This window comes from Roseibium sp., from assembly GCF_965229775.1.
Lineage (GTDB): Bacteria > Pseudomonadota > Alphaproteobacteria > Rhizobiales > Stappiaceae > Roseibium.
In genome coordinates this window covers 2307654-2331014 of sequence record NZ_OZ245929.1, presented here as the reverse complement: position 1 = coordinate 2331014, position 23361 = coordinate 2307654, and the positions used below count along the sequence as shown (strand labels likewise).

Genomic DNA, 23361 nt, shown 5'->3' with positions numbered 1-23361 from the left:
GTCCCGTTTCCGTTCCTCAGACCCAGATTTATAGGGTTACTTGTGAAACAGTGTAGGGATCAGCCGAACAAACGTCACCTGCTGGATGTCATTATGACAGAAATTTAACCAGCTTGGGGAACCCCGCCCTCGGGAACATTCGACGCGGAAGGCTTCGATCTGGCCTTCTGCGCGTACATGCGCGCGTCGGCAACACGCAAGAGGTCGCTGATGGTCTCGGCATCCATCGGGTAGCCCGCACTGCCGATGCTCGCCCTTATGTCGATTTGCGTGCCGGAAAACTGGAACGCGGCATTCACCCGCTCCGACAGACGGGCAACGAAGGTTTCCTTTTCCGCCTGCCGCATGTTGCCGGGGGTGAGCACGATGAATTCATCGCCGCCGACGCGCGCCACCGTGTCATATTCGCGGGTCTGGTTCTGCAGGCGCCGTCCGATCTCGATCAGGAGCTGGTCGCCGACGGAGTGCCCGTAGTGATCGTTGACCGGTTTAAAAGCGTCCAGGTCCACATAGAAGATCTCGAAACCCACGCCGGACCTGTCGCACATGGCCACCAGCTGGTTCATGCGCTCTTCCAAAAGGCGCCTGTTTGCGAGCCCGGTCAGCGGATCATGCAATGCAATCGACCTCGCCCGGTAGATTTCGCTGATGAGCAGGAACGTCATGGCGCTGAAAACCAGGGCGAGGACGCTGCCGACAAACTGCGTGATCCACACTTCCCTGCCGGTGCTCCGCCAGCCTTCGACCGGGTAGCCCAGAAGCTGCCATTCCACATTGCCGGGCAAGAGCAGCGGTGCGCTGACCGGGTCCGCGCCGGCAGGGATCGCGTCCCCGAACAGAAGCTCCGCAGCGTCGCCGTCTCCCGGTTGCGACATCACCGAGATCCGGATGCCTTCGGGAACGGACAGGGCGCCGGCGGCCGCAAGGAGCTTCGCCTCGTCCATCACCAGCGTGGCAACGCCCCAGTATGTGCGCTCGGCAAGCGGCTGGCTGGTGTAGCTTGCCGGATAAACGGGAATGCGGACCAGTAGCGCGCGTCCGCCCTGAACAAGATCGACCGGACCCGATACAACGATTTCCCTGGAACGCATCGCCTGTTCAACCGCCGGCCACTGGGCCGTGTTCGAGCGGTAGTCAAGTCCGACGGCGCCCTCGTTCGGTGCAAGCGGATAAACGGCCCGCAGAATGTTTCCAGGCGCTATGCCGATCGAGCGGATGCCGGGATTTTCGTTGATCAGTTCCGTGGCAATATTGCGGAAGGTGTCCGGTTCGAAGGCGCGGCCCTCGAACTCCGCGAGATAGTCCCGAAGGCCGAGCCCGTGGGCGACCGCGCGCCCGATCTCGAGCTCAAGGCGCGCACGAACGCCGTTCAGCTCGCTCAGAACGTCGCTTTTGTGGTGGTAGACGAGTTCACTGCGCACGAACAGTCCGACGTAGCCTGTCAGCGCAATTCCCACCAGGAAACAAAAGACGGCCGCAATGGAAGCCACCCAGGTCCCACTTGGCTTTAGAACATGTTTTAGTTTCGCGCGTCTGCCCATGTGGACCCTGCCAGACGTCAACCCAACGCCGTCCTACAACGGAACCCACCTTCGTTAATTTTTCATTTAGCAACAAAAAAGCCGGGCTGCACACCCGGCTTTTTTAACAACAATGCTCTGTTTCAGATCGCTGCGTTCACTCCGTGGGCAGCGGTTTCGGAGCACCCGACTGTTCGCGCATATAGGCGATCATGTTGGCGCGCTCCTCCGGCCGGCGCAGACCGGCGAAGCCCATGGACGTTCCGTCGATGTACTTCTTGGGACCGGCAAGGAAATTGTCGAGCGACTCGTAGGTCCATTCCGGATTGGCGTCGCCATAGGCCGTCATCGCGGAAGAGTAACGGAAGCCATCGTGTCCGCCCGGCTTGCGGCCGACAATGTCCCAGAGGGCCGGACCGGACTTGTTTTCACCGCCTTCGTTGAACGTGTGGCAGGCCGCACACTTCTTCGCGACATTGGCGCCGTCTGAAGCGGACGCAGCGAGGAGGCGTTCGGAAATCGGCACGACATCAGGCTCCGCCTGCACGGTCGACGTTGCATCCGGGGACGATTCCACCACGATTTCGTATCCCGGCTTCCCGGGGATCGTCGGATGGAAAATGACGTCGGAAACAATTCCAACACCCATCGTCAGAATCAGAACCATCAGAACCGCACCGGCGGCCTTGTTCAGTGTGAAGGAATCCATTCTCTCCGGCTCCAAGCTCATACGCGCCCGGGCTCCCGAAAAACGGGACCCCTATCAGCTTTATGTAATTTCGCCGGAACCTACAAATTTTTTGACCTTGCTGTCCATAGCTTTAAAAGGGCAATTGATATGACAAACGGACGCGGCAGGCTTTTTTTTCACGAAAATTGCGCGCACCGCCCGAATGGAGACCGGATTGACAGCAGCACTGGTGATAATTCCCGCCCGCCTGGCCGCAACGCGGCTGCCGAACAAGGCGCTTGCGGACATATGTGGAAAGCCGATGATCGTCCGGGTCATGGAGCAGGCCCAGCACGCCGATATCGGGCCGGTCGCCGTTGCCTGCGATGATGCCTCCATTGCCGAGGCGATCAGGGACCACGGCGGTCAGGCGGTCCTGACCAGCAAGGACCATGTTTCCGGCTCCGACCGCATCCATGAAGCCACCCGCAGTCTCGACCCGGACGGCCGCTATGACGTGGTGCTCAATGTGCAGGGCGACGTCCCCCAGATCGAGCCGGAGGCGATCCGTGCGGCCTTTTCACCACTGCGTATCCCGGATGTCTCGATCGGCACGATCATGACTGAAATCACGCTTCCGGAGTTTCGCGATGATCCGAGCTTCGTGAAGGCGGTGACGACGCCCAACGGCCAGGGGCATCATCGGGCTCTCTATTTCACGCGGGCGACCGCTCCCACCGGCGACGGGCCGCTTTACCAGCATATCGGCATCTATGCCTATCGCAGGGAAGCGCTTGAGCGTTTCGTTCAGATGCCGCCTTCGCCTCTGGAGCTGCGCGAGAAGCTGGAACAGCTGCGTGCGCTGGAGGCAGGCATGCGAATTGACATTTCCATCATTGACAGCGCCCCCTTGGACGTGAACACACCACAAGACCTGGAGCGGGCGCGTGCCGCGCTCCAGACCCAGTGACCCCAACCGCCAGAACGCGAAAGATCCATGACCGACAGAAAGAGAATTGTATTCCAGGGTGAAAACGGGGCGAATTCCCATATGGCCTGCAGGAGTGTCTACCCGGACTACGAGGCCATTCCCTGCGCGACTTTCGAGGATTGCTTTTCCGCAATGGCGGACGGATCGGCGGACCTTGCCATGATCCCGATCGAAAATTCCGTCGCCGGACGCGTTGCCGACATTCATCACCTCCTGCCCAAGTCGGACCTGCACATCATCGGTGAATATTTCATGCCGATCCGGTTTCAGCTCATGGCGCCCCGGGGTGCTTCCATCGACAAGCTGGAGAAAGTGCAGAGCCACATCCACGCGCTCGGGCAATGCCGCAACATCATCCGCGAACTCGGGCTGACGGCCGTTGTCGGCGGAGATACCGCGGGATCAGCGCGCCAGGTTGCCGACCTGAACGACCCGACGGTGGCCGCTTTCGCGCCAGAAATGGCGGCTGAAATCTATGGTCTCGATATCCTGCGAAGAGACGTTGAAGACGCCGCGCACAACACGACGCGGTTTGTCATCCTCTCCCGGGAGAAGATGGAAGCGGCCCATAACGGCCAGCCCGTCATCTCGACCTTCATCTTCCGCGTCCGGAACGTGCCGGCGGCTCTCTACAAGGCACTCGGTGGCTTCGCCACCAACGGGGTCAACATGACCAAGCTGGAATCCTATCAGCTGGAAGGCCAGTTCTTCGCCTCGATGTTCTACGCCGATGTCGAAGGCCACCCGGACGACCCGGCCGTCGGCCTCGCGCTTGAAGAACTCGCCTTCTTTTGCGCGGAACTGAACATCCTGGGCGTCTACCGGGCCAGCCCCTTCCGCGACAAGATCAAGGAACCGGAAGCCAACCGCGCGCTGCGCCCAAATCCGCATTCCTGACACGACAACAGCTTTCATATTCAGAGGAATTCATGACTGAAACGAGATTTGATGCGCTTTGCATCGGCAACGCGATCTGCGACGTGTTCGCGCATGTCGAAGAAGATTTCCTGGTGCGCGAGAGCCTCGTCAAGGGCTCCATGCGGCTGATCGATACCGACGAGGCCGTGAGGCTGTTCGACAAGATGGGGCAGACCGTGCGCATTTCGGGCGGCAGCGCCGGAAACACGGCGGCGGGTATAGCCTCGCTGGGCGGCAACCCCGCCTATTTCGGCAAGGTGGCCGAAGACGAACTCGGCGACAGCTACTACCACGACATGAACGGCACGGGCGTCTATTTCAACACGCCGCGCCTCGTCGACGGCAACCCGACAGCGCGGTCGATGATCCTGATCACGCCCGACGGCGAAAGGACCATGAATACCTATCTCGGTGCCTGTGTCGAATTCGGTACAAGCGACGTTGACGAAGATGTCGTGGCGGCCTCCGCAGTCACCTACATGGAAGGCTATCTGTGGGATCCGGAAGAGGCGAAGAAAGCGTTCCTGAAGGCCGCCGAAGTCGCACACGCCAACGGACGGAAAGTGGCAATCACCCTGTCGGATTCCTTCTGTGTCGACCGGTACCGGAGCGAGTTCCAGGGGCTTTTGAAGGACAAGGTCGTCGACCTGATGTTCGCCAACGAGCACGAGTTGAAGGCGCTTTACGAAACGGCTGATCTCGACACCGCCATTTCCGCGGCGCGGGACTCCGGCGCCCTGACAGCGCTCACGCTCGGCGAGAACGGAGCCATGGCCTTAGACAGCACCGAAACGGTCAAGGTGTCCGCACAGGCCGTCAGCAATGTCGTGGACCTGACCGGTGCAGGCGATCTTTTCGCGTCCGGCTTCCTGTTCGGCCTGGCGCGCGACTACAAGCTCGGCGACGCGGCCGAGCTTGGTTGCCTGTGCGCGGCGAACGTGATCAGCCATGTCGGTGCAAGGCCGGAACGACCGCTCAAGAACATCGCCGCGCAAAGCGGCTTTGAAATCTGACCCGACACAAAAAAGGCGGTCCTCGCGACCGCCTTTTTCCTTGAAACTCTCGTCTGCCTAGTCGGCGAGGTCCTGAACGCTGACGACGCCGCCATTCTCATCCAGACGGTAGACGATCGGCGTTCCGGTCCCCAGTTCCCGCTTCAGGATTTCTTCCGGGGTCAGGTCTTCCAGTTCCATGATCAGCGACCTGAGCGAGTTTCCGTGAGCGGAAACGAGCGTACGCTTGCCTTCCAGGACCCGGGGCAGGATCTCTTCCCTGTAATAGGGCAGAACGCGTTCCGCCGTCATCTTCAGGCTTTCACCGCCCGGCGGCGGCACGTCGTAGGAACGGCGCCAGATATGGACCTGTTCCTCGCCGAATTCCTGGCGCGCCTGATCCTTGTTCATGCCGGTCAGATCGCCGTAGTCACGCTCGTTCAGCGCCTGATCCTGAAGGGTTTCCAGGCCGGACTGCCCGAGTTCGTCCAGGATGATGCCGAGGGTTTTCTGCGCGCGTGACAGATCGGACGTGAACGCGATGTCGAACTCGAGCTTAAGGTCCCGCAACTGCTGACCGGCCCGGTGTGCTTCCGCAACGCCCTGTTCGGTCAGACCCGGATCCTTCCAGCCCGTGAACAGGTTCTTCAAATTCCACTCGCTCTGTCCATGCCGGACAAGCACAAGAAGGCGTTCCATGCCGTTCTCCTTAAACTAGAGCCCTTTTGAATTATTCGGGGCCATTTAGCCCGGTATTATTCAAAAGGGCTTCAGGCAATCATTATGCGTTGAGGCCGAGGACATCGGCCATCGAATAAAGTCCCGGTTTCTGTTCGTATCCCCAGAGCGCCGCCTTGACGGCGCCACGCGCGAAAAGCTGGCGGTCTTCCGCACGGTGGGTCAGCTCGATGCGTTCCCCCTCGCCGGCGAAGACCACCGAATGCTCGCCGATCACCGAGCCGCCCCGGAGCGTGGCGAAGCCGATATCACCGGTCTTCCGGGGATCCATGATGCCGTCGCGCGCGCGCACTGCGTGCGATCCGAGATCGATCCCACGGCCTTCCGCAGCGGCCTGCCCAAGCAGAAGCGCCGTTCCGGACGGTGCGTCGACCTTGTGTTTGTGATGCATTTCAACAACTTCGATGTCGAAGTCCGTGTCCAGGGCGGCTGCAGCGACACGCACGAGGCTCGCCAGCAGATTGACACCGAGGCTCATGTTGCCGGACTTCACGATCCTTGCGTGGCGTGCTGCCGCCTTCAGCGGCTCGTCCTCGCCGCCGGCCCACCCGGTGGTTCCGATCACGTGGACGATCCGCGCCTGTGCGGCCAGTTCCGCGAACCACAGGCTGGCCGCGGGAGCGGTGAAATCCAGGACGCCGTCGGCATTGGCAAAAGCCGTCAGGGGATCGTCGCTCACGGCAACGCCGAGAGGGCCGACACCGGCAAGTTCACCAGCGTCCGCGCCGAGAAACTCGGACCCTTCGCGTTCGATCGCGGCGGCAACGGTGGCACCGTCAATCTCTGTCACGGCCCTGGTCAGCGCCCGGCCCATACGGCCGCCGGCCCCAACGACAACCAAGCGCATTTGCCCCATGTCGATCCTCTCTTGCGATATTCGACCGCGGGTATAGCAGCTTCCGCACCGGAGGCAAATCCACGTTCCCGAATGCGCCGGTGGACGCGTTGTTATTGTCAGGACGTGAGCCGGTGCCGCCAAAACAAAACGCGCGAAAGACGAGGTCCTCCGCGCGTTTTCCGTTTCGAGATCGGGCCGGATTACTCGGCGTTTTCCTTCTCGATTTCCTTGCCGGTTTCCTGATCAACCACTTTCATGGACAGGCGTACCTTACCGCGCTCGTCGAAGCCCATGAGCTTGACCCAGACCTTGTCGCCTTCCTTGACGACGTCGGTCACCTTGCCGACCTTGCGCGGAGCCAGCTGCGAGATATGCACCAGGCCGTCCTTCGCGCCGAAGAAGTTGACGAATGCACCGAAGTCGACGCACTTGACGACCGTGCCTTCGTAGATGACGCCGACTTCCGGCTCCGCCGCGATGGAGTTGATCCAGTTGACCGCCGCCTTGATCGCCTTGCCGTCGGAAGAAGCGATCTTGACCGTCCCGTCGTCCTCGATGTTGACCTTGGCACCGGTCTTTTCCACGATTTCGCGGATGACCTTGCCGCCCGAACCGATGACTTCACGGATCTTGTCGACCGGGATCTTCATCATTTCGATGCGCGGTGCGTGTTCGCCAAGCTCGGAACGTGCCTCGGTGATGGCTTTGGCCATCTCGCCGAGAATGTGGATCCGGCCGCCTTTGGCCTGCTCCAGAGCGACCTTCATGATCTCTTCGGTGATACCGTCGATCTTGATGTCCATCTGCAGCGAGGTGATGCCGCCTTCGGTACCGGCAACCTTGAAGTCCATGTCGCCGAGGTGATCTTCGTCGCCAAGGATGTCGGAGAGAACCGCGAAGCGCTCGCCTTCCTTGATCAGACCCATCGCGATACCGGCAACCGGAGCCTTCAGCGGCACGCCGGCATCCATCAGCGCCAGAGAGGTGCCGCAGACGGTCGCCATGGAGGACGATCCGTTGGATTCGGTGATTTCGGAGACGACGCGGAGCGTGTACGGGAAATCGTGGTGCTGCGGCAGCATCGGGTTGATCGCACGCCAGGCCAGCTTGCCGTGGCCGATCTCACGCCGTCCGGGAGAGCCCATGCGGCCGGTTTCACCGACGGAGTAAGGCGGGAAGTTGTAGTGCAGCATGAAGTGGGACTTCACGGTGCCTTCCAGCAGATCGATGAACTGCTCGTCTTCGCCCGTGCCGAGCGTCGCTACGACGAGGCCCTGGGTCTCGCCGCGCGTGAACAGCGAGGAGCCGTGGGCGCGCGGCAGGATGCCGACTTCCGAGGAAATCGCGCGGACGGTGGAAAGATCACGTCCGTCGATGCGCGTGCCGGTGTCGAGAATGGCGCCGCGAACGATCTCGGCTTCCAGTTTCTTGAACTGCTCGCCGAGCACGTTGGCTTCCGGTGCCTCGCCTTCTGCAGCGTTCGTGATCAGTGCCTCGACAACCTTTGCCTTGGCGGCATCCACCGCGTTCTTGCGGTCGGTCTTGGAGGTGATCTTGTAGGCTGCGGTCAGCTCTTCGCCTGCAAGGGACTTGACCTGCTCGAAGAGCGCGGAATGGTCCGGAATGGACAGTTCGCGCGGTTCCTTCGCGGCGGTCTCGGCCAGCTTGATGATCGCGTCGATCACGGTCTGGAAACCGGTGTGACCGAACATCACCGCGCCGAGCATGGTGGCTTCGTCCAGTTCCTTGGCTTCCGATTCCACCATCAGGACGGCGTCGTTCGTCCCGGCAACCACCAGGTCGAGCGCGCTTTCCGGCATGTCGTCGACTGCCGGGTTCAGAACATATTCGCCGTTGATGTAACCGACGCGTGCGCCGCCGATCGGACCCATGAACGGAACGCCGGACAGCGTCAGTGCAGCAGAGGCTGCAACCATCGCCAGGATGTCCGGTGCGTTTTCCATGTCATGGGACAGGACGGTGATCACGACCTGGGTGTCGTTCTTGTAGCCATCGGCAAACAGCGGGCGGATCGGCCGGTCGATCAGACGGGAGGTGAGCGTCTCGTGCTCCGACGGGCGGCCTTCACGCTTGAAATAACCGCCCGGGATCTTACCGGCGGCAAAGGCCTTTTCCTGGTAGTTCACGGTGAGCGGGAAAAAATCCTGTCCGGGACGCGGCTCCTTTGCGGAGACAACGGTCGCCAGAACCTTCGTTTCGCCATAGGTCGCCATCACGGCGCCATCGGCCTGGCGGGCAACCTTGCCCGTTTCGAGCACGAGCGGCCGTCCGCCCCACTCGACTTCTACACGATGAATATCAAACATCATCTGTCCTTACGTAGTCGCCCGCCCACCGTTGCACTCCTTGCAACGCCATCGGACAGGCACATTCCCGGTCGGCCCCGGATGGGCCGGTTACCGGCGGACAGGTCACGGGCAAGACAACGGGCTGCTTTCCGTAAATCGGAACCGAAAGAAGCCGGCAATCCTGCCCCATGACTTGTCACGAGGTTTCTATAGAGTGTTTGCCATCAAATGGGAACGCACTCTATCAATGCGCGTTTGCGGGCCGTCAAACCGTTCATTTTCAGGCATACGGCCGAAGACGCCTTTAAGCAAAACGCGGCGGGAACCAGCCCACCGCGTTTCGTTTGTTCAAGACCTTAGCGGCGGATGCCCAGACGCTCGATCAGCGTCTTGTAGCGCTCTTCGCTCTTGCCGCGCGTGTAGTCCAGAAGGGACCGGCGCTGCGCAACCATTTTCAAAAGACCGCGGCGGGAGTGATTGTCCTTACCATGGCCCTTGAAATGTTCGGTCAGGTTGTTGATGCGCTCGGTGAGGATCGCCACCTGGACTTCCGGAGAGCCGGTGTCGCCTTCCTTGGTCGCAAATTCCTTGATGAGCTCAGCTTTACGCTCTGCAGTAATCGACATCGCTCTTTCCTTTCGAAGAGGGGGGTCCGTTGACCGGACGCGTTGATGTGCCGGAGACCGGCCTGATCCGGATGTTTCCAGAGCCGAGATGTCGTTCAGCAAAGGATCCGTCCGGACGAATTGGGCCTCAGTGCCCAATGGCGGCGGTATATGGCAGAAAACAGCGGGAAAAGCCAGAGGAATCTTTCAGATGTTCCCGGTTGGGTACCGAGCCCGTCCGGCTCCTCTCATGCAGCATTTCAGATCAGGATCGACCCGTGTTGTCCCGTACGGACACATTCGCCGCGCCCCATGCCTTCATCGCCTCGATGACGGGCAAGACCGAACGTCCCCTGTCGGTGAGTGCGTAGTCGACACGCGGCGGGACTTCCGGGTAGACGGTGCGCGTCACCAACCCGTCGGCTTCCAGTTCGCGCAATTGCTTGGTCAGCATCTGCTTGGTGATCTTCGGAACCGCCCGCTGAAGCGCACCAAACCGGTCAACCCCGTTCATGATGCAGAAGATGATCACGGGCTTCCATTTCCCGCCAATCACCGAAAGACAATAGGTAACGGGACATTGTGTCTCCGGATCAGGCGCCAACGTTATGATTTTCATGACTATCTCTCTTTATTGTGACTAGTTGCCACAAAAGAAGCTATGCACATACTGCGGACCCATCGTCAACCGATGGAGCGATTTCCATGTCTGTCCGACCTGCAGCAATTGCGCGCGCGTGTCCGACCGGTACGCCCAACCGCAGCAATGTGCCGTCCCTCGGACGGCTTCTTCAAAAAGGGCTGCTCAGTCTCTGGCTTCTGACGAGTGTTGTCGTGTCCATCGGACTGACAGTCCTGCTGTCACGAACAGGCATCGATGCCGCCGTCAACCAGTTTGCCCGGCTTCAAGACCCGACGCTCTCGGTCACCTGGTCGGCATTCCCGATGCTCGCGGGTTTCGCTGTCCCGGTGCTGATCCCCCTGGTCTGCGCCGCGCGCGGCCGGAAAGAGACCGCCAAGGCGACGCTCGCCGCCTTCCTGGTCGCACTGATCCTGGTCTCGGTCCTGAAGGCGCTGACGTCGAGACTGCATCCGGAAGCCCTTGTTCCGATATCCGTTCTGGCCAAGTCGCAAACCTTCAGCTTCGGCTTCCTGCAGGCCGGGCTTATGAGTGTCGTCGAGGGCTGGCCGTCCGGTCACGTGGCCACGAATGCGGCGGTGTCAATCGTCCTGGCCCGGCGCACGAAACATGCCTGGATCGCGACTTCCTGCTGGATCTGGCTTGCCTGGGTCACGCTGGCGACCACGTTCGGGATCAGCGGCGATGTTCACTGGCTTTCGGATTCGCTCGCGGGACTGCTGATCGCCGTTGCCATCGCCTTGCGTCTTGCGCCGGCTGAAACGCTTCAGAGATGAAACACGCGCGTCGGCTGGAATCGGCCCTTGTCGATCGATCCGATTGCGACGGGCACGTTCGCATGGCTGGCAAAGGCGACATCCGTGTTCAGCGGAGCCTCGCGGCCACGCAGCAGCACCGCCATGCCCTTTCGGATCCTGGCCGCGTCATCCAGCGAGACCGGCACTTCGACCAGGGCGTCCATCGCCTCGCGCACGGGCAGGACGAATTCCTCGACAAGCGCTTCGATGCCCTCGTCTTCGTCCCGTTCCTGCGATGCTTCCAGGATGTCGTCAAAGCCGACAAGGTCATCTTCCCCGAACGGGCCGACCAGAAGGCGGCGCAGGGACGTCACGTGGCCGCACGTGCCGAGGCGGCGTCCAAGGTCCCTGGCCAGCGCACGCACATAGGTGCCCTTGCCGCACTCCGCCTCGAAGACGGCGCGGTCCGCGTCCGGGCAGTCCACCAGATCCAGCCGGTGCACGTCGATCGGGCGCGCTTCGAGTTCCACCTCTTCGCCGTCCCGTGCCAGATCGTAGGCGCGTTCGCCCGCCACCTTGATCGCCGAAAACTTCGGCGGCACCTGCATGATGGTGCCGGTGAACTCGGTGAGGACAGCCGCGATGGTCTCCGCTTCCGGCCTTTCGTCCGACGTCGCGATCACCTCGCCCTCGGTGTCGTCCGTATCGGTCTCCGTCCCCCAGGTGACTTCGAACCGGTAGACCTTGCGCCCGTCCATCACGAAAGGCACCGTCTTGGTGGCTTCGCCGAAGGCGACCGGCAACAGACCGGATGCGCGCGGGTCGAGCGTGCCGGCATGACCGACCTTCTGCGGCGAGAAGATCCGCTTGATCTTGCCGAGCGCCTCGTTGGAGGTGATGCCGTAGGGCTTGTCGAGCACAAGCCAGCCATTGATGGCGTTCTTCTTTCGCTTGATCTGTTTCTGGCGTGCCATGTTGGATTCGTCTGTAGAACAGTAAACTTGGTGGACTTGCGGCCACCCGCTTGTCACCCCGGTTCGAGCAGCGCGAGAGACCGGGGTCCAGTATTGTCTGTGTTCGCGCTCTGACACTCAATCAAACAGATGAGTACTGGATCCCTGCCTGCGCAGGGATGACAAATCGAAAGGATCAGAGCGTCCCCGCCGCACTCAGTCCTCGCGGTTCTCGTCGTTGCCCAGATCCCGCGATACGCCGGGCGAATGCAGCAGCGTGCCGATGCGGTCGTCGTCATCGAAACGCGTGTCCAGCACGAAGCGCAGATCCGGCATGTATTTCATGGTCAGGCGCCGGGACACCTGGCCGCGCAGATACTTGGCACTGCGGTTGAGCGCCTTTTCGACCCGCTCCGCGTTCTTGCCGCCGAGCGGCATGACGAGACACGTCGCGAGCCTCAGGTCCGGCGTCATCCGGACTTCCGGGATGGTCACGATCGCGCCGTCCAGATCGGGGTCCGAAAATTCGCCGCGTGTAAAGATATCGGACAGTTCCTTGCGCACCGTCTCGCCGACCTTCAACTGGCGCTGCGACGGTCCACGGCTGTCCTGAGCATTCTGTCTAGCCATTTGTGTTCCTGACCAGGGCCATCTTTGGCCCTGAAAGTGGCAGCGCCGGCGCGATCCATCTGAATCCCGCCGGCGCTTCTGCCTGTATTTCCGTTCCGGCGGTCAGAGAATATTCCGGCCAATTTGGATCATTTGACCGAGGCCCTTTTTCGCGCTGGCGAGGCGGTTCGCCCGCCGCGGTGTTTCCCACCGCAAGGGTGGACCAACGACGCCAGAACGGAAAAGGGTCCGGCCAATCTCGATAATTCTCGCAAAAGTGCGTTCCACAAAGGGTGAGGATATCCAGCCCATCGGCTGCGTTGTGCCACTTGCACGATGCACCGCATCGCGCTTCGTGACCCGCCTGGCCGAGTGAACCGGATAACCTCATCAAATGATCCAAACTGGCCGGAAAATGCTCTAGAGCGACCTTGCGATCTGCTCGACGCGGAAGCATTCGATGATGTCCCCGGGACGCATGTCCTGGTACTTGACGAAGTTCATGCCGCATTCCTGGCCGGATTCGACAGTCTTGACCTCGTCCTTGAAGCGCTTGAGCGTTCCGAGCTCGCCCTCGTGGATCACGACATCGTCGCGGATCAGGCGTACATTGGCACCGCGTTCCACGACCCCTTCCGTGACCAGACAGCCTGCGACCTTGCCGACCTTCGAAATGTGGAAGATCTCCTTGATCTCCGCATTTCCGAGGAACGTCTCGCGGCGTTCCGGCGAGAGCAGGCCGGACATGGCCGCCTTGATGTCGTCGACGAGATCGTAGATCACGTTGTAATAGCGGATCTCGATACCGTCGCGGGACGCAGCTTCACGGGCCTGCTTGTTGGCACGCACGTTGAAGCCAAGGATCGGGGCGTTGGAGGCCGCCGCGAGCGTGATGTCGCTCTCGGTAATGCCGCCGACTCCCGACAGCAGAATGCGTGCACCGACCTCGTCGGTTCCCAGCTCGTTCAGCGCATGCGCAATCGCTTCCGCAGAGCCCTGCACGTCCGCCTTCAGAACCAGCGGGAATTCCTTGCGGCCGGTTTCCTGCAAACGGTTCATCATCTGCTCGAGCGACCCGCGCGCACCGGATGCGACCACGGAGGCCTTTTCGCGGATCTGACGCTGACGATAGTCCGTGATCTCACGGGCACGCGCCTCGTTGTCGACAACCGCGACGAGATCGCCGGCCGCGGGCGTTCCCTGGAACCCGAGAACCTCGACCGGTTTGGCCGGCCCGGCTTCCTTCACCTGCTTGCCGTTTTCGTCGAGCATTGCACGGACACGGCCCCACTCGGACCCGGCGACCAGAATGTCGCCCGGCTTGAGCGTGCCTTTCTGGACGAGAACCGTCGCGACCGGTCCGCGTCCGCGGTCGAGCTGCGCCTCGATGACGATGCCTTCCGCAGTCCGGTCCGGGTTGGCCTTGAGCTCGAGAACCTCGGCCTGCAGCAGGATCATTTCCAGCAGCTTGTCGAGATTGGTGCCATTGAGCGCGGAGACTTCCACGTCGATGACATCGCCGCCCATGGATTCGGTCACCAGCTCTTCGCTCAGAAGCTCCGTGCGAACCCGGTTCGGGTCGGCGCCCGGCTTATCGGTCTTGTTGATCGCAACGATGATCGGCGCATCGGCTGCCTTGGCATGCGCAATCGCCTCTTTCGTCTGCGGCATCACGCCGTCATCCGCGGCGACCACCAGGATCACGATGTCCGTCGACTTGGCGCCGCGTGCCCGCATCTGCGAGAACGCCGCGTGGCCGGGCGTATCGATGAAGGTGATCTTCTGACCGTCCTGGTCGATCTGGTAGGCGCCGATATGCTGGGTGATCCCCCCGGCTTCACCGGACACCACCTTGGATTTGCGGATCGCGTCCAGAAGGGAGGTCTTGCCGTGATCGACGTGACCCATGATCGTCACCACCGGCGGACGCGGCTGCATCGTTGCAGCGTCATCTTCCTTGGTGAACAGACCCTCTTCAACATCGGCCTCGGAGACACGCTTCACGGTGTGTCCCATTTCCTCGGCAATCAGTTCCGCGGTGTCGGCATCGATCACGTCGTTGATCTTAAGCATCTGGCCCTGCTTCATGAGCAGCTTGATCACGTCGACCGCACGTTCCGCCATACGGTTGGCGAGTTCCTGGATCGTGATCGCCTCGGGCAGCGTGACCTCGCGCGAAATCTTTTCACGCACGACCTGCTGCTGACCGCGCTTGGCCTTTTCCTGGCGGCGGCGCATGGAGGCAAGCGACCGTGCCCGCTGTCCGTCATCCCCACCGGTTGCTGCGGAAATGGTCAACTTGGACCGGCGGCGGTCTTCCCCGCCGCGCGGACGCGTCGTCGGTGCCGGCGCCTGTTTCGGACGCTTGACAGCGCGCAGACCCTTGTTCGCCCGGTCATCCTCGGCAACCGGCTGCTGTTCCGTCTTGGGGCGGGGCGCCGCGGGGGCTGCACGTCTTCCCATGTCGTCGAGATTGCGCGGTTTGCCGGCATTCGGCGCTGCAGGCCTGCGGGCGGGCTGTCTGCCGGCGTCGGCGGCAGCGGGCTGGCGGTCCCCGGCAGGTGCGACGTCAGCGCCTGCGTCCTGTCCGGAAGCAGCCGTGCTCTCCGCGGCCTGTGCCTGTTCTTCCGCCTGGCGTGCCTCTTCGGCTTCGCGCTTGGCGCGCTCCTCGGCTTCAACCTTTGCACGCGCCTCTTCATCCGCCTGGCGCTGAGCGGCTTCGGCGGCCATGCGCTTTTCGTCTTCGGCGCGCTGCTTGCGTTCCTCGACTTCCCGCTCCTTGGCCATCTGAAGCGCTGCGGCCCTTGCCGCTGCCTCTTCCTTGGTCAGGGTGCGCAGGACGTTGCCGTTGCCCTTCTGGCGTTGCCCGGATGCGGACCGGCGCGCCTGTTTTGCCGCTTGCGCGTCAGGCTGCTGCGGTTTGCGCGGAGCTTCCGCAGGACGCTCAAGACGCTGCGTGGTCGGCGCCGGGGCCTCGGCCTTCGGTTCCTGCCCCGGGATGACAACACGGCGCTTCTTCTTCTCCACGACAACGGCCTTCGACCGGCCGTGCGAGAAGGACTGCCGAACAGTTCCCTGATCGCCACCGCCCCGCTTTAGGCCGAGCGTCTTGCCACGCTCAACGCTGATTGTCTTGTCGCCCGGATTTTTCGTATCGCTCATATTGCCTTCAGTCCTGCGCAACCGCCCTGCTATGCGTTGCTCTTTTCGTCACTTGCAGCGGAATAACCGCGAAAACGCTCCATGTCACGCACTCGTGCAAGAAAGTTTTCGCTCGCATGCCCCGCAAGCAGTGCAGCATGTATCACATTTGACCGGCCCAATGCCAAATCCAATTGGGTCGAATCGAACAAACGGACGATTTGGCACCCGTTCGCCAGTTCTTCGTTACCGGCTGCCACAGCCGCCAGTTTTCGCACACCGTCCCCGGCCGCGTCCGAGGCATGGATCAACCCAACGACAGTATCCCGCCGCAGGGCCGCTTCAACTTTTGCGTAGCCGGTGACAAGTTCACCGGCCTTGCGCGTCAAGGAAAGCGCTTGAAGCGCCGACCTTTCGAGGAGCGCTCCGACGCGTTCCGCAAGGCCCGGTTCCACAAGGGCCTCACATTTGAACCCCCGGCCGAACACCTTCTTCCTGTTCTTTTCGGCAACGGCAACACTTTCTTCCGTTGCCGTCACCCAGACGCCGCGTCCCGGCAGCGCCCGCTTGAAATCCGGCACCACCTGTCCATCGGGATCAAGCACGAACCGGATCAGCGAGCTTACGGGCTGAACCTCCCTGGTCACGGCACATTGCCGTTCGGTTGGTTCATTCTTCCTTGGCACGCCGCCACTCCTTCAGATCAACCGAAACTCACCCCATCGCGGCCGGTGAGCTCTCGCTCGATCCATTTCCTTCAGCCGTTCAGAATGGCGCCGGCAGGCACGTCCTGTTCAGCCACTTCCTCAACTGCCTCGACGTCTTCCTCGACCTCTTCGGCCTCTGCAGACATCGCCGCAAGTTCTTCTTCGGTGATCCAGCCGGCCGCGAGGCGCGCCGCCATCACCATGTTTTCGGCTTCCGCGCGGGAAAGATCAAAACCGGTCAGCGCGCCATCGAAACGCTTGGTCTCGCCATCCTTGCGCTCGGTCCAGCCGACAAGGTCGTCAGCCGCACATCCGGCAAGATCTTCCATCGACTTGATGTCGTCCTTGCCCAGCGCAACAAGCATTGCGGTGGTCAGTCCGTCAATGGTCCGCAGATCGTCGGACACACCGAGTTCGAGGCGTTCCTCGTCAAGCTTGGCCTCCAGCTCGCCCAGGTAGTCCCGAGCACGCGCCTGGATTTCAACCGCGGTGTCGTCGTCGAAGCCCTCGATCATGGAGATTTCCTCGAGCTCCACATAGGCGACTTCCTCGACAGAGGTGAAACCTTCGGTCGCCAGCAACTGGCCGACCATCTCGTCCACGTTGAGCGCTTCCATGAAGAGCTGGGACCGTTCCATGAATTCCTTCTGGCGGCGATCCGATTCTTCCTGCTCGGTCATGATGTCGATGGCCCAGCCGGTCAGCTGCGACGCAAGGCGCACATTCTGACCGCGGCGGCCGATCGCAAGTGACAGTTGGTCATCGGGAACGACAACTTCAATACGCTCCGCATCCTCATCAAGAACAACCTTGGCAACTTCTGCCGGCTGCAACGCATTGACGATGAACGTTGCGGCTTCCTCATTCCACGGAATGATGTCGATCTTTTCGCCCTGGAGCTCGCCCACCACGGCCTGAACACGGCTGCCGCGCATACCGACGCAGGCGCCGACCGGATCGATGGAGGTGTCCTTTGAAATCACCGCGATCTTCGCGCGCGAACCGGGATCCCGCGCGACCGACTTGATTTCAATCACGCCGTCATAGATCTCGGGCACTTCCTGCGCGAACAGCTTGGCCATGAACTGCGGATGGGTCCTGGAAAGAAAGATCTGCGGTCCGCGCTGTTCGCGGCGCACGTCGTAGATGAAGGCGCGGATGCGGTCGCCTGTCCGGAAAATCTCGCGCGGGATCAGTTCGTCCCGACGCACGATGCCCTCACCGCGCCCGAGGTCGACGATCACGTTGCCGTATTCCGCCCGCTTGACGACGCCGTTGATGACTTCGCCGACGCGGTCCTTGTACTCTTCGTACTGACGGTCGCGCTCGGCCTCGCGGACCTTCTGCACAATCACCTGTTTTGCGGATTGCGCGGCAATGCGTCCGAAATCGAGCGGCGGAAGAGGTTCGGCAATGAAGTCGCCGAGACTTGCTTCCGGGTTGCGCGCCTGGGCATCTTCAAGCGAAATCTCGGTAGAGACGTTTTCAACGACTTCCACGACCTGAAGCAGCCTCTGCAAGCGGATCTCGCCGGTCTTCGGATTGATCTCGGCGCGGACTTCGGTTTCGGTGCCGTATCTGGAGCGGGCAGCCTTCTGAATTGCGTCTTCCATCGCATTGATCACGATCATCCGGTCAATGGATTTTTCCCGGGCGACCGCATCAGCAATTTGCAGCAGTTCCAGCCGGTTTGCGCTGATTGCCATATTCCACTCCTCTTGCGCCAGGTTCTCGTCCTGGTTTTTGGCGCGTGTCCTTTCGCCGCCGAGCCAAAGGCTCAGTTGGGCGCGTTGTCCTGAGTCAGGTCTTCTTCCTGGCTTCTTGCCGCGAGTGCAGCTTTTTCCGCCTGAAGAGCCGCGGTTATCAAATCATCCGTGAGAACGAGCTTGGCTTCGCCGATATTGTCCAGCGGCAACGACACCGTGTCGTTTTCGCCTGCCGGCATATCGGGAAGCCGCAATTTCGCATGTCCGTTGTCGGTCCCGAGCAGTGTTCCCCTGAACCGTTTCCGCCCCTCGAGCATTACGGCCATGTCCACCTTGAGCTCGTGGCCGGCCCAGCGGTCGAAATCGCCGGCACGAACCAGAGGACGGTCGATACCGGGCGATGACACTTCCAGATGGTAGGCCCGGTTGATCGGGTCCTCCACATCCAGTGCCGGGGAGACGGTGCGGCTGATCGTTTCACAATCTTCGACGGTCATCGTGCCGTCGGGGCGCTCGGCCATGATCTGCAGCGTGCAGCCGTTTGCAGCGCTGATCTTGGTGCGCACAAGACGATAGCCGAGATCCTCGATCACCGGCTCAACAATCGCGGCAACACGGGCATCAAGGCCCTGTTCCGTAACTATTCTTGGTTCGTGTGCGCTCACACTTGGCTCCTGCTAAACCGTTGCCGGTCTTTCATGTCGGATGCGCCCGATTGTCGGTCTACATTAAGGCTATCCTGCTTGGGTCGATTGCCTCCGGCCCGCTACCTAAACAAAAAAGAGCGGGTCCCCGTCGGGCCCACTCTCAAATGCTCTGATGAAGCCGTTTGAGGTGAAACACCGGCTGTATAACGCCAAAGGCGGTGCCAGCGCAAGTGTCCGATCTGAAATCGTCCAAAGAACTTGAAAGCTGCAGACAGACTTCGGCGTTGGCGGTGTGCCCGCACACGTTCAAATCCGGCGGAACGAAAGATACCGGCCCGTGCGGCCTTCCCGGATCGCCTTGGCCTCGTAGCGCGTCCCTGGCCAGCCTTGCCAGGGCGTTTTCCAGTCGGCCGCCGTTTCGGCCAGCCACTCGAATTGCGCATGGTCCCGGCAGTGGCGCAGCGTCCAGTCGATATAGGTATCGATGTCGCTGGCAAACCGGAACGCGCTTCCCGGCTTGAGGACCCTGGCATAGCGATCGAGATTCTGTCCATTGATGAAACGCCGCTTCCAATGCCGTTTCTTCGGCCAGGGGTCCGGGTAGAGCTGATAGGCCAAATCCAGCGATGCGTCGGGAAGCCAGTCGAGGACATTGACCGCATCGTCGTCGTAAAGTCGGATGTTGTGAAGATCTTCCGAAACGATCGCGGCGACCGTTTTGGCCATGCTGCCGACAAAAGGTTCGATCCCGATGAACCCGGTCTCAGGTTCGGTGCGGGCACGGTGCAACAGGTGCTCGCCACCGCCGAACCCGACCTCCAGGCAGACGGTCGTCACATCCGCTTCGAACAAGTCGCGAAGCGCGTGGGGCGCGGGGACACTCAGGTCGAGCGCCAGGCGCGGCAGTTCGTTTTCCATGAGGGCTTCGCGGCGCGGGCTCAAAGGCTTGCCCTTGCGGCGGCCGAAGAAGGACCCTTCGTATCGATCAGACATGGTTTGCCGGTGCGGTCTTTACATGCGGCAGACCGCCGGTACAGGACCGGCGGTCTGAATTTTCAAAAGCCTGTGAACGGCGCGATGCTACCCGGCAAGCGGGCGCAAAGCGTCGACGAGATCCGTCTTTTCCCAGGTGAAGCCGCCGTCGGCGTCCGGCTGACGGCCGAAATGACCATAAGCAGCCGTGCGTTCGTAAATCGGATTGTTCAGCTTCAGATGTTCGCGAATGCCGCGCGGGCTCAGGCCCATGACTTCGCGGAGCGTGGTCTCAAGCCTGGCTTCATCGCAGCGTCCGGTGCCGTGCAGATCGACATAGACCGAAAGCGGTTCGGAAACGCCGATCGCGTAGGACAGCTGGATCGTGCACCGGTCCGCGAGGTCCGCCGCCACCACGTTTTTCGCCAGGTAGCGCGCCGCATATGCAGCAGACCGGTCAACCTTGGTCGGGTCCTTGCCGGAGAATGCACCACCACCATGCGGCGCCGCACCGCCATAGGTATCGACGATGATCTTCCGGCCGGTCAGGCCTGCGTCACCATCCGGTCCGCCGATCACGAAAGCGCCGGTAGGGTTGACGTGCCATTCGGTTTCACCGGTGATCCAACCATCAGGAAGCGCTGTACGGATATAGGGTTCGACAATCCGGCGCACGTCCTCGGAGGTCAGTGCCGGATCCAGGTGCTGCGTCGACAGAACGATCGACGTCGCCGCCACGGGCGCGCCGTTTTCATAGCGAACGGTGACCTGACTTTTCGCATCCGGGCCCAGCACCGGCTCCTTGCCGGACTTGCGGGCGTCGGCCAGGAGGCTGAGAATCTTGTGCGAGTAGAGAATGGGAGCCGGCATCAGTTCTTCGGTTTCGCGGCAGGCATACCCGAACATGATCCCCTGATCGCCCGCACCTTCGTCCTTGTTGCCGCCCGCATCAACGCCCTGGGCGATATGCGCCGACTGGCCGTGAAGATGAACGGCAACGTCGCAGTTCTCCCAGTGGAAGCCATCCTGCTCGTAGCCGATGTCCTTGATGGCCATGCGCGCGAGATGCGCAATATACTCGTTGGTGATGCCTGCCGGTCCCCGCGTTTCGCCGGCAATCACGACACGATTCGTGGTGGCAAGCGTTTCGCACGCGACACGTGCTTCCGGCATTTCACGAAGATAGGCGTCGACGACAGCATCGGAGATTCGGTCGCAAACTTTGTCCGGATGTCCTTCCGAAACGGACTCGGACGTAAAAAGATAATTCTGACGTGCCATTGGCGATCGTCCTTCTGGGAATGAATATGAATGAAGCGGCGAATAATTTCGCCGCTTCGGGTGCATCAATCTTTGAAGTTTTTCGTCGCGTCAAGCGCGTTTTGAAAATTTGTTACTCGTCACCGGACAGAGAACGAACCAGATCGACGATCCGGCGCCGCACCTTCGGATCCTCGATCCGCACGAATGCCTTGTTCAATGACAGCCCTTCGGAAGACGAGAGGAAGTCGACGACATAGGACGTCGGCTGTGTTTCGCCAAACCCTTCGGCCTCCTCCGGAGTGCCCGGAGCGTCTTCAAAAAAGAACGACACCGGCACCTTCAGGATCGTTGCGATATGCTGAAGGCGGCTGGCGCCGATCCGGTTTGTGCCCTTTTCGTATTTCTGAATTTGCTGAAAGGTGATGCCAAGGCTTTCACCCAGTTTTTCCTGACTCATTCCAAGCATCATCCGCCTCAGGCGAACACGGCTACCTACGTGTATGTCGATCGGATTCGGAGACTTTTTACTGGGCATGTACGTCGCTCTTTCTTCTTTTTGCGGCGAATGTCCGCTCATATCAGATCGTACAAGCTCTCCTGGGTCCTCCCACAAGACCGAAGAGACTGAAGCAAGCCCGCAACCCCTAGCTTGTACATGAATCAGCCTTCAATCGGCTGTTTCACGGTTGTATCACACTTCGATCACTCAACTCAAACAAAAATTATCAATTATAACGCGAGTGGCGGTTGTATTTTGCAAAAATTGCAAATCCGACAAGTGTTATTGAAATAATCAGTGCCGGCACATCGCCAAAAATCTCATAGATAGTTGTGCCCAATTGCTTTGGAAGACCGGCATCTACGATACCCCGTTCAAAAACTGTCAATTCATCGACAACGGCTCCATATCCATCTACGACAGCGGAAATGCCCGTATTTGCTGCCCTCACGAGCGGCAATCCCGTCTCGATCGCGCGCATGCGCGCCTGTGCGAAGTGCTGGTAGGGACCGGGCGTGCGCCCGAACCACGCGTCATTCGTCACGTTCAAGAGAAAAGACGGCTCATCGGGCGTTGCAGAGACCACGCCCGGAAAAATCGCTTCATAGCAAATCAATGGTAGAAAACTGAAATCTTCGGTGGTGGAAAGCACACGCTGGTGGTAGCCGGCCTCGAACCCCTCGATCGGCCCGGCAATATTCGTGAAACCGATATCTTCAAGCAGCGTCTTGAACGGAACGTATTCGCCAAAGGGAACCAGCCGGACCTTGTCGTAGATGCCTTTGACGGTGCCATCGCCACCCACGACGTAGACACTGTTGAAATACACCGGTCCGTCAGCGCCGGCTTCAAGTCTCACCGCCCCGGTGACAAGTTCGGTGTTGTCGCCCAGAGCCTTTCCGATGCGGAACAGGGCGCCCGGTTCCTGCGTCAGAAGAAACGGCAGCGCCGATTCGGGCCAGACGACCAGCCTGGACTGCCCGACGCGCGCCGCACCGCCAAGCGGCGCCTCTGTCATGTCGAGATAGGTCTGAAAAATCTCGTCCCTGAGTTCCGGCCGCCACTTGTCCTTCTGGTCAATCGAAGGCTGCACGATCCTGACATCCAGGGAGGTGTATTCCACGTCCGCCGTCCAGGTCCGGACGGACCCGAAGGTCAGAGCAGCGACAAAGGCAACGGCTGCGAGCGACACGGCCCGCAGTCGCTGCCCCGCAGGCCTGGCGTCGGCGAGCACTGCGGGCGCGGCGCTGACCGCGACGACGAGAAAGGTCATTCCGTAGACACCGAAGAGGCTTGCTGTTTGCGCCAGGGCCAGGTTGCCGGAAACGCCGTATCCGAACGCATTCCAGGGAAATCCGGTCAAGACATGCCCCCGCACCCAGTCCGAGATCGTCAAACAGGCTGCAAGCAGCAAGATCCTGTAGAACTGATCACTCCAGAGCAGGGCCGCAAGCGCGACACCAAGCGCGGTGAAAAACGCCAGGCCGGCCGGCATTGCCAGCACTGCGAACGGCAACAACCAGGCAAAACGGTCGGCCTCGACAAGAAATGCCGCGCCGATCCACCACAGGCCGGCGAGAAAGTAACCGAAACCGAACAGCCAGCCGAGAAAGAAACCTGTGCGAAAGCGTGCACCGTTCTCTTGTCCGTCAACTTCCAGGGCGCCGTCCAGCAGCCATACGAAACACGGAAATGTTAGCAGCAGAACCGGCGACCATCCGAACGGCGGGAGAGCGAGGGCGGTCAACGCTCCGCAAAGGATTGCGAGAAACCGGCGCTGCCATCCCCAGGCCAACAGAAACGTGTTCGGCAGAATAGTCAGTCGTTGTGTGAGCCAGTGCATCAGATCCGAATCCCCAGGTGAGAACTGGAGAGTCGTCGGCTGACAGCAGGCCGGTCAAGTCCA

At 60.9% G+C, this 23361-nt stretch carries 21 protein-coding genes; 4 read left to right on the top strand and 17 right to left on the bottom strand.

Annotated features, from left to right (window positions below):
- Positions 1-104: 104 nt before the first annotated feature.
- Together ACO07N_RS10635 and ACO07N_RS10630 are read right to left on the bottom strand one after the other, a co-directional pair.
- Positions 105-1490 carry a diguanylate cyclase domain-containing protein gene (locus tag ACO07N_RS10635; RefSeq protein ID WP_421980989.1) on the bottom strand — a complete coding sequence of 462 codons (1386 nt, stop codon included), beginning with the start codon at positions 1488-1490 and terminating at the stop codon, positions 105-107.
- A 187-nt stretch (positions 1491-1677) separates the two neighbouring features.
- The gene (locus tag ACO07N_RS10630; protein WP_421980988.1) at positions 1678-2229 is read right to left on the bottom strand and encodes a c-type cytochrome; all 552 of its coding nucleotides are present in this window, start codon (positions 2227-2229) and stop codon (positions 1678-1680) included.
- Positions 2230-2413: 184 nt separating this feature from the next.
- Between ACO07N_RS10630 and ACO07N_RS10625 the strand changes: the two genes are divergently transcribed.
- Genes ACO07N_RS10625 through ACO07N_RS10615 form a run of 3 tightly spaced genes read left to right on the top strand, consistent with a single transcriptional unit; the run spans position 2414 to position 5112 of the window.
- Positions 2414-3160 (top strand): 3-deoxy-manno-octulosonate cytidylyltransferase, encoded by a 747-nt coding sequence (locus ACO07N_RS10625; protein ID WP_421980987.1) that lies wholly within the window; start codon positions 2414-2416, stop codon positions 3158-3160.
- 27 nt (positions 3161-3187) lie between these two features.
- Positions 3188-4078: a prephenate dehydratase gene (locus ACO07N_RS10620; RefSeq protein ID WP_319385350.1), complete on the top strand. Its 891-nt coding sequence runs from the start codon at positions 3188-3190 to the stop codon at positions 4076-4078.
- A 32-nt stretch (positions 4079-4110) separates the two neighbouring features.
- Complete coding sequence (locus ACO07N_RS10615; RefSeq protein WP_421980986.1) at positions 4111-5112, top strand: adenosine kinase; 1002 nt, start codon at positions 4111-4113, stop codon at positions 5110-5112.
- Positions 5113-5169: 57 nt separating this feature from the next.
- On the opposite strand, the gene ACO07N_RS10610 is transcribed toward ACO07N_RS10615, so the two are convergent.
- From ACO07N_RS10610 to ACO07N_RS10590, 5 genes are all read right to left on the bottom strand, one after another.
- Positions 5170-5790, bottom strand: coding sequence for a 2,3-bisphosphoglycerate-dependent phosphoglycerate mutase (locus ACO07N_RS10610; RefSeq protein WP_421980985.1), 621 nt, complete (start codon positions 5788-5790; stop codon positions 5170-5172).
- 82 nt (positions 5791-5872) lie between these two features.
- Positions 5873-6676: a 4-hydroxy-tetrahydrodipicolinate reductase gene (gene dapB, locus ACO07N_RS10605; protein WP_421980984.1), complete on the bottom strand. Its 804-nt coding sequence runs from the start codon at positions 6674-6676 to the stop codon at positions 5873-5875.
- Positions 6677-6867: 191 nt separating this feature from the next.
- On the bottom strand, positions 6868-8994 hold the full coding sequence (pnp, locus tag ACO07N_RS10600; RefSeq protein WP_421980983.1) for a polyribonucleotide nucleotidyltransferase: 2127 nt from the start codon (positions 8992-8994) through the stop codon (positions 6868-6870).
- Positions 8995-9332: 338 nt separating this feature from the next.
- Positions 9333-9602 (bottom strand): 30S ribosomal protein S15, encoded by a 270-nt coding sequence (gene rpsO / locus ACO07N_RS10595; protein WP_306142555.1) that lies wholly within the window; start codon positions 9600-9602, stop codon positions 9333-9335.
- A 244-nt stretch (positions 9603-9846) separates the two neighbouring features.
- Entirely contained in the window at positions 9847-10200 is a 354-nt protein-coding gene (locus ACO07N_RS10590) for a winged helix-turn-helix transcriptional regulator (protein WP_421980982.1), read from the bottom strand.
- 86 nt (positions 10201-10286) lie between these two features.
- Here ACO07N_RS10590 and ACO07N_RS10585 point away from each other — a divergent pair, with 86 nt between their 5' ends.
- Entirely contained in the window at positions 10287-10997 is a 711-nt protein-coding gene (locus tag ACO07N_RS10585; RefSeq protein ID WP_421980981.1) for a phosphatase PAP2 family protein, read from the top strand.
- On the opposite strand, the gene truB is transcribed toward ACO07N_RS10585, so the two are convergent.
- The 10 genes from truB to lnt all read right to left on the bottom strand — a co-directional run bounded on the left by truB (position 10988) and on the right by lnt (position 23298).
- Positions 10988-11932, bottom strand: a complete 945-nt coding sequence (truB, locus tag ACO07N_RS10580; protein ID WP_421980980.1) for a tRNA pseudouridine(55) synthase TruB — start codon at positions 11930-11932, stop codon at positions 10988-10990. The genes ACO07N_RS10585 and truB overlap by 10 nt on opposite strands.
- A gap of 195 nt (positions 11933-12127) precedes the next feature.
- Positions 12128-12541: a 30S ribosome-binding factor RbfA gene (gene rbfA / locus ACO07N_RS10575; RefSeq protein ID WP_421980979.1), complete on the bottom strand. Its 414-nt coding sequence runs from the start codon at positions 12539-12541 to the stop codon at positions 12128-12130.
- Positions 12542-12940: 399 nt separating this feature from the next.
- The gene (infB, locus tag ACO07N_RS10570) at positions 12941-15682 is read right to left on the bottom strand and encodes a translation initiation factor IF-2 (RefSeq protein ID WP_421980978.1); all 2742 of its coding nucleotides are present in this window, start codon (positions 15680-15682) and stop codon (positions 12941-12943) included.
- Between the two features lie 29 nt (positions 15683-15711).
- The gene (locus ACO07N_RS10565) at positions 15712-16347 is read right to left on the bottom strand and encodes an RNA-binding protein (RefSeq protein WP_421980977.1); all 636 of its coding nucleotides are present in this window, start codon (positions 16345-16347) and stop codon (positions 15712-15714) included.
- A gap of 71 nt (positions 16348-16418) precedes the next feature.
- Entirely contained in the window at positions 16419-18074 is a 1656-nt protein-coding gene (gene nusA / locus ACO07N_RS10560) for a transcription termination factor NusA (RefSeq protein ID WP_421980976.1), read from the bottom strand.
- A 71-nt stretch (positions 18075-18145) separates the two neighbouring features.
- Positions 18146-18739: a ribosome maturation factor RimP gene (gene rimP, locus ACO07N_RS10555; protein ID WP_421980975.1), complete on the bottom strand. Its 594-nt coding sequence runs from the start codon at positions 18737-18739 to the stop codon at positions 18146-18148.
- Between the two features lie 288 nt (positions 18740-19027).
- Positions 19028-19714 carry a tRNA (guanine(46)-N(7))-methyltransferase TrmB gene (trmB, locus tag ACO07N_RS10550; RefSeq protein ID WP_421980974.1) on the bottom strand — a complete coding sequence of 229 codons (687 nt, stop codon included), beginning with the start codon at positions 19712-19714 and terminating at the stop codon, positions 19028-19030.
- 87 nt (positions 19715-19801) lie between these two features.
- Complete coding sequence (metK, locus tag ACO07N_RS10545) at positions 19802-20974, bottom strand: methionine adenosyltransferase (RefSeq protein ID WP_421980973.1); 1173 nt, start codon at positions 20972-20974, stop codon at positions 19802-19804.
- A 112-nt stretch (positions 20975-21086) separates the two neighbouring features.
- A complete protein-coding gene (locus ACO07N_RS10540) occupies positions 21087-21491 on the bottom strand; it encodes a helix-turn-helix domain-containing protein (RefSeq protein WP_306142566.1) in 405 nt (134 codons plus the stop codon).
- A 190-nt stretch (positions 21492-21681) separates the two neighbouring features.
- Positions 21682-23298 (bottom strand): apolipoprotein N-acyltransferase, encoded by a 1617-nt coding sequence (lnt, locus tag ACO07N_RS10535; protein WP_421980972.1) that lies wholly within the window; start codon positions 23296-23298, stop codon positions 21682-21684.
- Positions 23299-23361 lie beyond the last annotated feature (63 nt).